The organism is Streptacidiphilus jiangxiensis (assembly GCF_900109465.1).
GTDB lineage: Bacteria > Actinomycetota > Actinomycetes > Streptomycetales > Streptomycetaceae > Streptacidiphilus > Streptacidiphilus jiangxiensis.
This window is the reverse complement of the sequence record NZ_FOAZ01000009.1, coordinates 233,286-246,231: the sequence shown is the minus strand read 5'-3', so window position 1 is coordinate 246,231 and position 12,946 is coordinate 233,286. Positions and strand designations below refer to the sequence as shown.

Sequence of the window (12,946 nt, the reverse complement as noted above, 5' to 3'; positions counted from 1 at the left end):
GGCCGCGGTCCGCACGGCGGTCGGGTCCGGGCCGCTCACGCCTCCACCCGCCCGGCCGTCTCGCCGCGCAGACCCCACACCTCGCGGCGACCGCCGAGCGGCACCAGCTCCACGGCCATGGGAATGCCGGGTTCGAACCGCACGGCCGTACCGGCCGGGATGTTGAGGCGCTGCCCGCGCGCGACGGCGCGGTCGAAGCGCAGCGCCGGGTTGGCCTCGGCGAAGTGGTAGTGGGAGCCGACCTGCACCGGGCGGTCCCCGGTGTTGACGACCGTCAGGGCGGTCGTCTCCCGGCCGACGTTGAGCTCCACCACGCCGTCGCCGAGAAGCAGTTCACCCGGGATCAGGCCCGCGGGCAGGTCCGTCGTCACGTCATCGCCGCCGATCACTGGATGCCGGTCACTGGATGGGGTCGTGGAGGGTGACGAGCTTGGTGCCGTCCGGGAAGGTGGCCTCGACCTGGACGTCACGGATCATCTCCGGGACCCCCTCCATCACGTCCTCGCGGCCGAGGACCGTCCGCCCGGATGCCATCAGCTCGGTGACCGCCCGCCCGTCCCGCGCGCCCTCGAGCACGTGGACGGTCAGGATGGCGAGGGCCTCGGGATGGTTCAGCCGCAGCCCGCGTGCCTGCCGCGCCAGCGCGACGTCGGCGGCGACGTGGATCATCAGCCGTTCCTGCTCGTGCGGGGTCAGCCTCATGGCGTCGGACTCCTCGGGGGCGAGGACGGACGCGAGCACGCCCTCGTGCCGCGGGGTGCGGTCACCGTATCGGAAGTGAACGCCCCGTGGCCGCAGAACTCGGCCGTGGTGCGTCAGATGTAACGTGACGGCCCCCTCAGGGCAACGTCGGGCGGGCCCGACGCCGTGGACAGGTGCCGCGCACGGTCCTGGTCCACCATGGACATGTGGGCACCCCCGTGCGCGCGGCCGAGGGCCGCCCACGGATCTCGTCGACCGGCGGCGATGATCACGCTTGCCGTGGTGGCGCGGGACCGGGCCGACCGGACCCGATCTGCGGGCCGAACGGTCCATGACGGTCCGCGCGAGCAGGGTGAGGCTGGAAGGAGTCGTTGTCGGACGACTGGAGGCCGCCACCATGGACCGTGCATCCCACCACCGCTCCAAGGACGGCCGGGGACTGCGTCGAGGGTCGGACCTCGTCCAGTCGCTCCTGGGCCGTCTCCTGCTGGTCGCCGTGCTCGGCGTGCTGCCGCTGACGGCGGCCACCGTCGGCGTCCAGCAGTACCACGCGGTCGTTCGCGCGTCACAGGCCCAGGCGCGGACCCGGCACCTGGTCACCGCCCATCTGCTGGCCGACGCCCCGGCGGCCTCCGGGAACGCCGACCTCAGCGGTCAGGTGCCCGCGCTCGCGGGCTGGACCACCCCGAACGGCGCCGTGCACGGCGCGACCGTGAAGGCCTGGCCCGGGCAGGCGGCCGGCACGCCGGTCCAGGTGTGGATCGGACCCGACGGGTCCCGCACCACCGCACCCGCCACCCAGGCCCAGGCGGCCCTGCGCGGCTTCCAGTTCGCCGCGGGCACCGCGGCGGTCATGGCCCTGCTGTGTGTGCTGGTCTGGAAGGGCTCCCGGCTCGTGCTGGACCGGTACCGGTACGCGCAGTGGGAGGCCGAATGGGCGCGAGTCGAGCCCGGCTGGTCCCGACGCCGCCCCGGCCGCCCCGGCTGACCTCTGTCCTCGGAGCGAAGCCCGCGACGGCCGAGGCGGTGCTCATGAGCTCGTTTCCTGTCGCCGTGCGGCGGTCGGATCAGTCCGGCGGGGGCAGCGCGGACCGGTAGGCCGTGCGACAGGCCTCGCAGCGCTGCCCGGGAAGGTCCTCCAGGTCGGCGATCCGGCCGCTGTCCGCGTTCGGCACGAGGTGGTATCCGCACAGGCCCGACTGCTCCTCCGCCCGCACGACGTGCCACAGGTGCACGCGGCGTCCCCCGCCGGGGACGGGACGGTGCTCGGCTCTCAGTTCGTACTGCTGCATCGCGGACGCCACCCTTCGTTCCGTTCGGCCTCAGGTTCCAGGTCTCAGCCCTCGGTCTTCAGGCCTCAGTTGGGCACCACGACGACCGGCAGGTCGGACAGGTGCAGGACACGGTGGGGGACCCGGCCCAGGGGGAGCCCGTAGCGCATGTGGCGGCGGTGTCGGCCCAGCACCACCAGGCCGGCGCCCTTCGCCGCCTCGATCAGCGCGGCCTCGGCCGTCGCGAACTCCACCCGGGTGCCGACCTCGACGGACGGGTGCCGGCGGTGGACCACGTCGACGAGCGACCGCAGCTCCCGGTCCTCGTCCGCCTCGATCTCGGTCACGGCCTCGGGGCTGGCGACGACGTAGGGATTGGCGAGCGCCCAGGACCGCACCGCGATCAGCGGAGCGCCGCGTAGTTCCGCCTCGGCGAAGGCGAAGGCGAGCGGCTCCGTCACCTCGCGTGCGACCCCGACGACCACGGGCGCCTCGGGTGCCGCCGGGGCCGGGGTCTCCGGCACGACCACGACGGGGACCGGGGAGTGGGCCACGACCTGCTGGCTCACCGAACCGAGGAGGACCGTCAGGAGGGTGTTCAGGCCCCGTCGGCCGACGACCAGCAGGTCGGCGGCCCCGGCCAGGGCGATGAGCCCCTCGGCCGGCGTCTCGGCCATGGTGACGGTGCCGATGTCCAGGTCTGGATACCGCGCGCGCAGCTCGGTCGCCGTCTCGCTCAGAAAGCCGGCCGTGGCCTGCTGGGCGGGCTCCTGCATGAGCTGCTGGTAGTCCTCCGGGAGCTCGTGGTCGAGACTGTTCCAGGAGCAGGCGATCCGCAGCGCGGCCGCGCGCCGCTGCGCCTCTGCGGCGGCCCATTCCAGGGCCGCCCGGGCTCCCGCGGACTGGTCGACGCCGACCACGACGGATCCCGACGGTGCAGTGGTCATCGCTGCCTCCCGCGAGGGCTGGGGTCTTTCTAGCTTCGACCCGCGCCACCGGGCCCGCACCCCGGTCGGTGCGCCCGGGCTCGGTCCGGGCCTCCGCCGGGCAGGCGGTGGCGGCACGACGGAGGATGGAAGACGGCGCCGGGGCCTGACGGTGCGGGACCCGACCCGGTGGAGTGCCGTCCTCGTCCGGAGCAGGTGAGTCGGATTGTCCTCGTCGGCGATCAGCGTGCAGGGCCTGACCAAGCGGTTCGGCTCACTGACCGCGCTCGACGGCGTCGACCTGGACGTGCCGGCGGGCACGGTGTTCGGCCTGCTCGGCCCGAACGGGGCCGGAAAGACCACCGCCATCCGCATCCTCACCACGATCCTGCGCCCCACCTCCGGCCGGGCCGAGGTGCTGGGCCACGACGTCGTGCGCGAACCGGCGGTGGTGCGCGGGCTGATCGGACTCGCGGGACAGTACGCGGCCGTCGACCCGAACCTCACCGGGCGGGAGAACCTGCGGCTGATCGGTCGGCTGACCCGGCTCCCCAGAAGACGGTTCCGCCCGCGCGCCGACGAGTTGCTGGAGCGGTTCGGCCTGGCCGACGCGGGCGACCGGACGGTGCGGACGTACTCCGGCGGGATGCGCCGCCGGCTCGACGTCGCTGCCGCCCTGGTGCCGCAACCACCGGTGCTGTTCCTGGACGAGCCGACCACCGGTCTCGATCCCGCCAGCCGGCTCGCCCTGTGGGGGATGATCCGCGAACTGGTCGGCATCGGGACAACCGTGCTGCTCACCACGCAGTACCTGGAGGAGGCGGACCGACTGGCGGGACGCGTCGCCGTCGTCAGCGAAGGCCGCGTGATCGCGGACGACGAGCCCGCCCTGCTCAAGGAAAGGCTCGGCCACACCGTCATCGAGCTGCGCATGCCGGATCAGGACCGTGCCGCGCGGGCGGCCCGGGTGATCGCGGAGCAGCTCTCGCTCCCCCCGGAACGTCAGGACTCCGTGCTCCGCCTGTCCTCCCGGGACGGCTCCACGCTGCTCGACGTCCTGCACCTGCTCGACGAGCGCGCGCTCACACCGCGTGCGGTGACGGTCCGCGAGTCCAGCCTCGACGACGTCTTCCTCGCGCTGACCGGCCACCACGCCGAAGCGGACGGCACGCCGTGACCGCCGGACAGCTCGCCGACCATGCCGGGGTGCGCGCCGCCGTCAGGACCCGCGAGCGCCTGACGGCACCCGCCCGCGACGCACTGGCCGTGGCCGGACGGAACCTGCTCGGCCTGGTCCGGGTGCCGCAACTGCTGGTCTTCTCGACGATCCAGCCACTGGTCTTCGTGTTGATGTTCCGTTACGTGTTCGGCGGCGTGATCGGCCGCTCGCTGATCGACGTCCCGTACGTCGACTACCTGATGCCCGGCATCTTCGTGCAGACGGCGGTCTTCGGGGCCATGAACACCGCGATCGGCCTGGCGACCGACATGCAGACCGGCCTGATGGAGCGGTTCCGCTCGCTGCCGATGTCCCGCTCGGCCGTGCTGGCCGGTCGTACCCTGGCCGACCTCGCGCGCAGTGTCTTCGTCGTCGCGCTGATGACGGCGGCGGGCTTCGCGGTCGGCTTCCGGCTGCGCAGCTCGGTGCCGGCGTTCCTGGCCGCGGTGCTGCTGGTGATCGCCTTCGCGTTCGCCATGTCGTGGGTGTTCGCTGTGGTCGGGCTCGCGGTCGGTGACCCCGAGACGGCGCAGGCGGCCGCGTTCCCGGTGCTGGTCCCCCTGGTGTTCGCCTCCGGGGCGTTCATCCCGGTGAACACGATGCCCGGCTGGCTCCAGGCCTTCGCCGACCACCAGCCCGTCTCCCACACCGCCCAGGCGGTCCGGGATCTGGTCCTGGGCGTTCCGGCGGCGAGCGATGTCTGGCGGGCCCTGGCCTGGGACGCCGGCATCGTCGCCGTCTTCGCCCCGCTCGGGGTCTGGCTCTATCGCAGGGCGGTGTGACCGTCCGCCCTACGGGGGGCCGTCGCGGCGGCACTGCAGTTACGGGGTCTCAGCCTCCTGGCACTCCAGCCGTTCGGCCGGTCGTGCCGGCTCGCGGTCACTCCGACCGGTGGTGGGCTTCGCGGGCGTGCCGGTCAGCCCCGGTCAGCGGCGGTCAGCGGCGGAAGCCGGCGGCGATCAACAGCTCGCGCGCCAGGCGTGCGGCGCGTCGGACCTCCTCGGGGTCCGCGGGCTCCCCAGGGCCTGACTCCAGGCCGGTCGTGAGCGTGTCGAGCGCGTCGGCCAGGGCCGCGACCCGGCCTTCCAGCGCCTCCACGCGCTCACCGAGGGAGTCCGGCCTGCGCTGCGCGGCGGGCAAGGGGGTGGGCTCGGCGACCTCGGACGCGGCGGTTCGGGCGGCGTCCTGCGCGGCCCCCGCGGCCGCGGCGGCGCTGACCAGGCCGTAGTGGCCGTCATAGCGCCAGTACAGGACGGTGCCGCGCCCGGTGGAGGCGTCCTTGAAGAAGACGAACGGGTACTCCGTCTCGCCCAGCCGGGCCTTGGCCTCGTCCTCGGTGAGCACCGGCGCCGGCGTCTTCAGCAGGTTCACCGGGATCGCCGAGGCGGTGACGCGCTCGGGCTGCGGGTCGAGCTGCGCCAGCCGGAACGGCCCGGGACCGAAGCGGTAGACGACGCTGTCCTGACCGCTGCCGAACTCGGTGAAGAGATGGAAGTCGTAGTCCATCATCTCCATCGTCAGCGCCGCCCGGTCCACGGTCTGGGTCACCAGGTCGTAGGCCTTGCGGCGGACGATGCCGCGCTCCTCCTTGGGCAGCATCACCCGGACCGGCCGGTGCGCGCCCTCGGTCCCCTCGCGCCACTCCAGCGGACCGGACCCCTCCACGTCGTAGCCGGGATCCCAGTGCCGGGCCCATTCCAAGCGGGTCAGCTGCACGGTCAGCCGCTCGCGCAGGAGCGCGATGGCCTCCGTCATCGTGTGCGCGGCGACCTGGGCGCGCACGAACTGCCCGTCCACGTCGACGAGCGCCTGCGCCGTGGCGGGGCGGCCTTCCTGCCGCCTCATCCGGGCCAGCCGCACCTGGGCGGTCCGGATGTGCCCACCGGACTCCGCCAGCACCTCCGCCAGTGTCGACCTCGCCAGCTCGCTGGTCGCCGGAGAGACCTCGCCCAGCACGGTCACCTGCAGCTCGGGAAGCTCCTGCGGAAGGTCGTCGTGGTCCATGGCATGCCCTCCGTGGAAGCGGGTGTCCTGACTCCACTGTGAGCGGTCGACGGCCCGGTGGCATTCCGGAAGTCCGCGCCGCCGCCGGTGCGTAGCCGTCCCGCCACGGGGCAGGAGCCGGGTGGACCGAAGCGTTCCGGCCCAGGCCTCCCACGGCCGCCTGCGCGTGCGCGACCAGGAACGACGAGGAACGGAGCGGGTCATGAGCGATGCCAGGGACCTGATGCACACGGGCGTGGCCTGCGTGCGCGAGGAGGAGACCCTCGCGACCGCCGCGCGGCGCATGCGCGAGCTCGACGTCGGCGCGCTGCCCGTCTGCGGCGCCGACGAGCGGCTGCACGGCATCATCACCGACCGCGACATCGTGATCCGGTGCGTGGCCGACGGGATGGACCCGAACACGACGACGGCCGGCGCCCTGGCCCAGGGCAAGCCGCTCACCGTCGACGTCGGGACGGAGGCTGACGAGGTGCTGGAGCTCATGGCCGAGTACCGCATCCGTCGCATGCCCGTCATCGAGAACCACCGCCTGGTCGGCATGATCACCGAGGCGGACCTGTCGCGGCACCTCGGCGAGTGGCGCGTCGGACACTTCGTCGAGGCGGTCTGCGCGACCGCGTGAGGGAGGGAGTTCCCCGATGGGTCTGGTCAACCGGGTCACCGGAGTGTTCAAAGTCAAGGCGAACAAGGCCCTGGACCGGGCCGAGGACCCCCGCGAGGTCCTGGACTACGCGTACCAACGCCAGCTGCAGCTGCTGCAGCAGGTCCGGCGCGGCCTGGCGGACGTGGCCACCAGCCGCAAGCGCATCGAACTGCAGCGCACACAGCTGGGGAAGTCCGCCGCGACCCTCCAGGACCAGGCGCAGCAGGCGTTGTCGGCCGACAGGGAGGATCTGGCCCGCGAGGCGCTGACCCGCCGCGCGGCCGTCCTCGAACAGGACCAGGGGCTGGAGGAGCAACTGACCACCCTGCGGCAGGAGGAGCAGAAGCTCACCACGGCCTCACAGCAGCTGGAAGCCAAGGTCGAGGACTTCCGCACCCGCAAGGAGACGATCAAGGCCACCTACACGGCGGCCGAGGCCGGGGCCCGGATCGGCGAGGCCACGACCGGCATCTCCGACCAGATGGGCGACATCGGCACGGCGATCCAGCGTGCCCAGGACCGCACCGAGGAGCTCCAGGCGCGGGCGGGCGCTCTCGACGAGCTGATGGCCTCCGGCGCACTGGAGGACCCCACGTCTTCCCTCGCCCGCGACGACCTGGGCGACGAGCTGGACGCGCTCAGCTCCGGCGGGGGCGTGGACGCGGAACTCGCGGCGATGAAGGCCGAGCTCGCGGCGGAGTCCGGCGGAACGGCGCTCGCCCCCGGAGCCGAGTCACCCGCCTCGCTCGAGGCCGCCGAACATACGGAAGCAGAGCACGCGGAAAGCGACCCCGACGAGGAGGGCCGCAAGGGCTGAGTCCGCAGGACAATGGAAGCGGCAGAGGAGGGTGGTTGCGGTGCGCTCACGATTCGCTCCCGACCGGCAGCTGACCGCGCGGATGGTCGTGGTCCTGGTGCTGCTCGCCCTGGTCTACGGCGCGTTCGTCGCCGCGCTGGTGCTGCTGCTGAAGTCGGTGGTGCTGATCGTGGTCATCGCCGGCGGCGTGCTGGTGATGCAGTACTGGTTCTCCGACCGCATGGCCATGTTCGCGATGCGCGCGCACGAGGTCGACGCCGAGGAGGAGCCCCGGCTCCACGGCGCGGTCGACCGGCTCTGCGCGCTGGCCGACATGCCCAAGCCCAAGGTGGCCGTCTCCGAGACGGACCTGCCGAACGCCTTCGCCACCGGACGCAGCGCCGACCACGCGGTCCTGTGCGTCACGCGCGGCCTGCTGCGCCGCCTCGAAGGGGACGAGCTCGACGGGGTCCTGGCGCATGAGCTGTCGCACGTCGCACACCGGGACGTTTCGGTGATCACCATCGCCTCGTTCCTCGGGGTGCTGGCCGGGCTGATGGTCCGGATGGCCTTCTACTCCGAGCTGCTCGGCGGCCGGGGCCGACGCGACCAGAACACCGCCGCGCTGTTCGCCCTCGTCATGGTGGTCTCCGCGGCCGTCTACCTGGTCAGCCTGATGCTGATCCGCGCCCTGTCCCGCTACCGGGAGCTGGCCGCGGACCGCTCGGCCGCCCAACTGACGGGGCGTCCTTCGGCGCTGGCCTCCGCGCTGGTCAAGGTGAGCGGGGACATCGCCCGGATTCCCAGCCAGGACCTGCGCACCGCGCAGGCGTTCAACGCGTTCTTCTTCACCCCGGCGCTGTCCGAGGACTCCCCGCTGGTCGCCGCCTTCTCCACGCACCCGAGCCTGCAGAAGCGCCTCGACGCGCTCGCCCGGCTCTCGAAGGAGCTGGGCGAGCCGGCCGACTGACGCGACAGTCCCACGCGTCAGGCTCAGCTGGGGTCGACCGGGCCCGCCTGCGGGGCCGCCGGCTTCGCGGCCCGCCCGGCACGGCGCCCCAGCAGCAGGGCGACCACCACCAGCGCGGCCCCCACCAGACCGGCGACGATCGGCAGGATCGTGCCGTAGAGGGAGATCGCGTCCGTGCCCTTGTTCGCGTCGTGCACGGCGGCCTGCGTCGCGGCGGGCGTCTGGGTGTAGCTGTAGTCGGCGACGGGGAACAGCGGCGTGAACGCGGCGCCCGGCACCGCGATGCCTGCGACGCGCGTCTGACTACGCTGCACGTCGACCACGACGCCGGTCTGCGGCTCGACCCAGAAGGTGTCGGTGCCCTGGAGCGTGTAGGCGAGCGGCACGAGCGCGGGCAGCTTCGGCAGCTCCGCGGCGAGCTGGGCCTTCTGCGCGACCGTCCCGGGGCCGAACTGGGCCGCGAGCGCCAGGGTCTGCTTGGGGATCGTGAGCGGGAGCCCGGCCAGGACCTGACGGTCGGTGATCCGCGCCGGGGCGTAGGCCGCCTTGTAGACGTAGGTGGACAGGCCCGCGTGCTGTTCGGTGCGCGCGTAGGCCACGGGTGTGGTGCCGGCGGTCTCGGGGACCCATCCGGTGTAGGTCTTCTTCTGCGCGCCGAACGGGAAGCTGACCGTCAGGCCCTGGGCGTTCACGACCGTCCAGTCCCCCGGGTGGCCGGCGACCGGCTCCAGGGTCTTGCGGTCGACGGCGTACTGCCAGCTGGTCTTCTCCACGGCCGTACCGCCGGCGCTGGTCGTCCGGGAGTCGACGACCAGCGCGGTGTTGCCCGAGGTGGCGGTCACCTTGACGGTGCGATCGACGCTGAGCGGGACGTCCGTCCTGAACGCGGCCGCGAGGTTGCCCGTGGCCACGGCCCGACTGTCCAGCAGCGTCTTGAAGGTGCCGGTGTAGGAGCGCTGGGCGTTGGTGTCCGAGGGGAGCCGGGCCACGAGGTTCGGCGTGACGACGAAGGCGAGCACGAACGCGCCCGCGATCAGCACCACGCCCAGGACGAGGGCGACGAGGCGAAGGGTCCTGTTCCGCGTCATGTTCCCTGCTCCTTGCTTGTTCCCGGCTTGCTCACGATCCGCTGCCGCTGATGACCAAAGGGTGCGCGCGCGGGGGCGTCCCTGCATCCGGAGGCCCCGGCCCGAGATGCCGGGCGGGTCGGCCGGACGCAGGCTGGAGGGGGCGGTCAGCGAAGGGACAGGCAGCATGAACGGCAGGGTGTGGGGATTCCGCGAGGGGACCGGATTCGGGGACGACATCGACCTCGTCGGCTTCCACGTCGAGGCGCTCGACGGGCGGATCGGCCGGATCATCCACGTCAGCAGCGACGGGCCGAGCGCGTCCTACGTCGTCGTCGACATCGGCCGGTGGCACTTCGGCAAGCACGTGGTGCTGCCCGCAGGGGCCGTCTCCCGGGTCGACGCCGAGCAGGAGACGGTGTTCGTCGACCGGACGCGACAGGAGATCAAGGACGCACCGGAGCCGAAGCAGCTGTTCCGCCACCCGGAGGACGACTACCTGGACCGGCTCGGCGGCTACTACGGCAAGTTCTACGCCGACGGCAAGGTGTGACCGGTCCGCGTCGAGCGGATGATGAATGGATTTGCAGCAAGTTACAAAGAAGTTTCTGCAAGTGTCTTGACGCGCCGCTCGGCGGGCGAGATCGTCGTCGCCGTCCCCCACCCCACCCGAGGTGCCGGCATCGCGGCCGTGCGGATCCCGGCGCGTCGGCGCCTCCGCACGTCCAGGAGGCCGCCCTCCCATGAGACCCACCGTCACGCGCGCGGCGACCCTCGCCGCGACGCTCGCGCTGCTCGGCGGCGGCGCGATGTCCCGACCCGCCCCGGCCCGCGCCGCCGCGCCGACGCAGGTGAGCCTGCCCGGCACCTTCGACACCGCCATCGGCTGCTCCGGCACCTGGCAACCCGCCTGCTCCCAGGCGGAGATGACGCTCGCAGCCGACGGCCGCTGGAAGGCGTCGCTGAACCTGCCGGCCGGAACCTGGTCGTACAAGATCGCCCTGAACAACAGCTGGACCGTCAACTACGGTGCGGGCGGGGCGCCCGGCGGCACGAACATCACCATCACCGTGCCCACCGGCGGCGAGCAGGTGAGCTTCGTCTACGACCCCGACACCCACGTCGTCACCGACAGCTCCGCCATGCCCGTCGTCACCTCGACCGGCGACTGGCAGACGTCGGCGGGATGCACCACCACCTGGTCCGCCACCTGCGCGAACACCACCATGACGGACCCGAACGGCACCGGCGTCTCCACCTGGTCCACCACCGCCATCCCGGCCGGCAGCTGGAACACCAAGGTCACCCTCGGGCAGTCCTGGAACACCAACTACGGCGCGGGCGGCGCCGCAAACGGCGCCAACATCCCGTTCACCGTGCCGGCCGACGGGGACACCACGACGTTCTCGTACAACGAGGCCACGCATCTGGAGACGGTGGTGAGCAACGCCGGGCCCACAGCGCCGCTCAACACGCTGGGCGCGCTCTACACCTCGTCCGCGACCACGTTCCGCCTCTGGTCACCGGACAGCTCCAACGTCACCGTCAGCATCGGCGGCACCAGCTACCCGATGAGCGCGACCACCCTGCCGGGCTACTCGGGCGTCTACCAGGCGGTGGTCAGCGGGAACCTGCTGGACCAGGACTACCAGTTCGCCGTCAACGGCGTGGCCGTGCCGGACCCGTACGCGCAGATGGTCGTGCCGAACACCACCCAGGGCGTCGTCGTCGACACGGCCGCCGTCACCCCCACGGACGGCGCCTGGGACCCGCGCCCGGCTCTGGTCAACCGCACGGACGCGGTCGTCTACGAGCTGAGCGTGCACGACTACACCGTCGACCCGAGCTCCGGGGTCGACGCCGCCAAGCGCGGCAAGTTCCTCGGCCTGGTCGAGAACGGCACCACCTACGACGGGGTCAGCACCGGCATCGACCACCTCAAGCAGTTGGGCGTCACGGCCGTCCAGATCATGCCCTCGTTCGACTTCGGCAGCACCGTGCCCAACTGGGGCTACGACCCGGTGGACTACAACGTGCCCGAGGAGCAGTACTCGCAGTTCACCGCGCCGGAGGACCGCATCCGCGAGTTCAAGGACATGGTCAACGCGTTCCACAAGAACGGCATCCGCGTGATCATGGATGTGGTCTACAACCACACCTACACCAAGAGCGTGTTCGGCAACATCACCGGCAAGTACTACACCGCGACCGACCTGTCCGGCACGGGCGACTCGATCGACGACGGCAACCCGATGGTCAGCCAGATGATCCAGGACTCCCTTGAGCACTGGGTCCGCGACTACAACGTCGACGGTTTCCGCTTCGACCTGGCGGGCGTCCACTACTACGACAACGTCTACCAGTGGGCGAACTATCTGCAGACCACCTACGCCGACCGCGACCTGATGATGTACGGCGAGCCGTGGAACGGCGGGGCGAGCGACCCGAACGAGCCGCAGAAGGTCCGCTACGGGAACATGCCCGCCCTGTCGCCGGTGCACTTCGGTGCCTTCAACGGCGTCTACCGTGACGCGATCCGCGGCGGCACGAACGACAACGTCCTCGGCTACATGGGCAACAACGGCAACCCCTCGGCCATCGCCTTCGGCATGACCGGCTCGCCGACCGACGCCGACAGCACGGCCACGGTCTCCAACCTGTGGACCCCGGCCTTCGCGGTCAACCCCGAGCAGACCATGAACTACGCGTCGATCCACGACAACCTGAACCTCTACGACAAGATCACGTACTCCGGTGCCGCCGGCGGGGCCACCGGCGCCGCCGGGGCGATCGACAAGCTGGCCGTCGGCACGATCCTCACCTCGCAGGGCGTGCCGATCATCGCCGAGGGCGACGAGTTCCTGCGCTCGAAGGTGGTGAACGGCGACTACGCCACGGCGATGAACTCCTACGACGCCCCCGACACGGTCAACGCGATCCACTGGGGTGACATGATCACCAACGCGAGCGTCGTCAGCTACTACCGGGACGCCATCGCCCTGCGCAAGGCCACCGCCTCACTGCGGCTGACCACCTGGTCCGCCGTCAAGAACCAGATCGCCACACAGGTGAGCGGCTCGGTCGTGGTCGCCGAGATCAGCTCGAACCCGGCCGCGCCGACGACGTACGACACGGTCGTCGTGGTGAACCCGACCGCCGGCGCCTACAACGTCACCCTGCCGGCAGGGACCTGGACCAAGGTGCTGAACGCGGGCGGCGCCACCTCCGCGACCGGGAACTCGTGCGACCCCCAGGCGGTGACGGTCTTCACCACGGGTTGAGCAGGATCGGTCGGCGGGCCCCCTTCGGCCCGCCGACCGGCCCAGCCCCGGGCCGCGTCCTGCCGGT

14 protein-coding genes are annotated in these 12,946 nt (G+C 71.9%); 8 read left to right on the top strand and 6 right to left on the bottom strand.

All coding sequences use genetic code 11. The annotated features are described in order from the left end of the window. Window positions 1-35: 35 nt before the first annotated feature. Together BMY61_RS19350 and BMY61_RS19345 are read right to left on the bottom strand one after the other, a co-directional pair. A complete protein-coding gene (locus BMY61_RS19350) occupies window positions 36-347 on the bottom strand; it encodes an urease subunit beta (protein ID WP_042445831.1) in 312 nt (103 codons plus the stop codon). 52 nt (window positions 348-399) lie between these two features. Further along, window positions 400-702, bottom strand: a complete 303-nt coding sequence (locus tag BMY61_RS19345; RefSeq protein ID WP_042445828.1) for an urease subunit gamma — start codon at window positions 700-702, stop codon at window positions 400-402. Window positions 703-1,099: 397 nt separating this feature from the next. Between BMY61_RS19345 and BMY61_RS19340 the strand changes: the two genes are divergently transcribed. Continuing rightward, entirely contained in the window at window positions 1,100-1,690 is a 591-nt protein-coding gene (locus BMY61_RS19340; protein ID WP_052438556.1) for an Rv1733c family protein, read from the top strand. 79 nt (window positions 1,691-1,769) lie between these two features. On the opposite strand, the gene BMY61_RS19335 is transcribed toward BMY61_RS19340, so the two are convergent. Beyond that, window positions 1,770-1,994 (bottom strand): hypothetical protein, encoded by a 225-nt coding sequence (locus BMY61_RS19335; protein WP_143094433.1) that lies wholly within the window; start codon window positions 1,992-1,994, stop codon window positions 1,770-1,772. Window positions 1,995-2,059: 65 nt separating this feature from the next. Next, window positions 2,060-2,920, bottom strand: coding sequence for a universal stress protein (locus tag BMY61_RS19330; RefSeq protein WP_042445561.1), 861 nt, complete (start codon window positions 2,918-2,920; stop codon window positions 2,060-2,062). A 205-nt stretch (window positions 2,921-3,125) separates the two neighbouring features. Between BMY61_RS19330 and BMY61_RS19325 the strand changes: the two genes are divergently transcribed. Both BMY61_RS19325 and BMY61_RS19320 read left to right on the top strand, forming a co-directional pair. After that, on the top strand, window positions 3,126-4,076 hold the full coding sequence (locus BMY61_RS19325; RefSeq protein ID WP_042445559.1) for a daunorubicin resistance protein DrrA family ABC transporter ATP-binding protein: 951 nt from the start codon (window positions 3,126-3,128) through the stop codon (window positions 4,074-4,076). Then, window positions 4,073-4,900, top strand: a complete 828-nt coding sequence (locus BMY61_RS19320; protein ID WP_236655952.1) for an ABC transporter permease — start codon at window positions 4,073-4,075, stop codon at window positions 4,898-4,900. Before BMY61_RS19325 ends, BMY61_RS19320 begins: the two co-directional genes overlap by 4 nt. A gap of 154 nt (window positions 4,901-5,054) precedes the next feature. Here BMY61_RS19320 and BMY61_RS19315 read toward each other — a convergent pair whose 3' ends face one another. Further along, window positions 5,055-6,122 carry a sigma 54 modulation/S30EA ribosomal C-terminal domain-containing protein gene (locus BMY61_RS19315; protein WP_052438555.1) on the bottom strand — a complete coding sequence of 356 codons (1,068 nt, stop codon included), beginning with the start codon at window positions 6,120-6,122 and terminating at the stop codon, window positions 5,055-5,057. A gap of 202 nt (window positions 6,123-6,324) precedes the next feature. Between BMY61_RS19315 and BMY61_RS19310 the strand changes: the two genes are divergently transcribed. The 3 genes from BMY61_RS19310 to htpX are packed head-to-tail and all read left to right on the top strand — an operon-like array spanning window position 6,325 to window position 8,531. Next, window positions 6,325-6,744: a CBS domain-containing protein gene (locus BMY61_RS19310; RefSeq protein WP_042445558.1), complete on the top strand. Its 420-nt coding sequence runs from the start codon at window positions 6,325-6,327 to the stop codon at window positions 6,742-6,744. Window positions 6,745-6,760: 16 nt separating this feature from the next. After that, window positions 6,761-7,582 (top strand): PspA/IM30 family protein, encoded by an 822-nt coding sequence (locus tag BMY61_RS19305; RefSeq protein ID WP_042445556.1) that lies wholly within the window; start codon window positions 6,761-6,763, stop codon window positions 7,580-7,582. A gap of 40 nt (window positions 7,583-7,622) precedes the next feature. Further along, window positions 7,623-8,531: a zinc metalloprotease HtpX gene (gene htpX / locus BMY61_RS19300; RefSeq protein WP_042445554.1), complete on the top strand. Its 909-nt coding sequence runs from the start codon at window positions 7,623-7,625 to the stop codon at window positions 8,529-8,531. 23 nt (window positions 8,532-8,554) lie between these two features. Here the strand turns inward: htpX and BMY61_RS19295 are convergent, their stop codons facing one another. Beyond that, window positions 8,555-9,619: a porin PorA family protein gene (locus BMY61_RS19295; protein ID WP_042445552.1), complete on the bottom strand. Its 1,065-nt coding sequence runs from the start codon at window positions 9,617-9,619 to the stop codon at window positions 8,555-8,557. A gap of 166 nt (window positions 9,620-9,785) precedes the next feature. On the opposite strand from BMY61_RS19295, the gene BMY61_RS19290 reads away from it, so the two are divergent. Continuing rightward, window positions 9,786-10,151, top strand: coding sequence for a hypothetical protein (locus BMY61_RS19290; RefSeq protein WP_042445551.1), 366 nt, complete (start codon window positions 9,786-9,788; stop codon window positions 10,149-10,151). Window positions 10,152-10,341: 190 nt separating this feature from the next. Further along, on the top strand, window positions 10,342-12,879 hold the full coding sequence (locus BMY61_RS19285; RefSeq protein WP_052438554.1) for a pullulanase X25 domain-containing protein: 2,538 nt from the start codon (window positions 10,342-10,344) through the stop codon (window positions 12,877-12,879). The last annotated feature ends 67 nt before the right edge of the window (window positions 12,880-12,946 follow it).

Coding starts and splice junctions, on each gene's coding strand:
- BMY61_RS19345 (WP_042445828.1), bottom strand. CDS start 702: ATGAGGCTGACCCCGCACGAGCAGGAACGGCTGATGATCCACGTCGCC.
- BMY61_RS19340 (WP_052438556.1), top strand. CDS start 1,100: ATGGACCGTGCATCCCACCACCGCTCCAAGGACGGCCGGGGACTGCGT.
- BMY61_RS19335 (WP_143094433.1), bottom strand. CDS start 1,994: ATGCAGCAGTACGAACTGAGAGCCGAGCACCGTCCCGTCCCCGGCGGG.
- BMY61_RS19330 (WP_042445561.1), bottom strand. CDS start 2,920: ATGACCACTGCACCGTCGGGATCCGTCGTGGTCGGCGTCGACCAGTCC.
- BMY61_RS19315 (WP_052438555.1), bottom strand. CDS start 6,122: ATGGACCACGACGACCTTCCGCAGGAGCTTCCCGAGCTGCAGGTGACC.
- BMY61_RS19310 (WP_042445558.1), top strand. CDS start 6,325: ATGAGCGATGCCAGGGACCTGATGCACACGGGCGTGGCCTGCGTGCGC.
- BMY61_RS19305 (WP_042445556.1), top strand. CDS start 6,761: ATGGGTCTGGTCAACCGGGTCACCGGAGTGTTCAAAGTCAAGGCGAAC.
- BMY61_RS19295 (WP_042445552.1), bottom strand. CDS start 9,619: ATGACGCGGAACAGGACCCTTCGCCTCGTCGCCCTCGTCCTGGGCGTG.
- BMY61_RS19290 (WP_042445551.1), top strand. CDS start 9,786: ATGAACGGCAGGGTGTGGGGATTCCGCGAGGGGACCGGATTCGGGGAC.
- BMY61_RS19285 (WP_052438554.1), top strand. CDS start 10,342: ATGAGACCCACCGTCACGCGCGCGGCGACCCTCGCCGCGACGCTCGCG.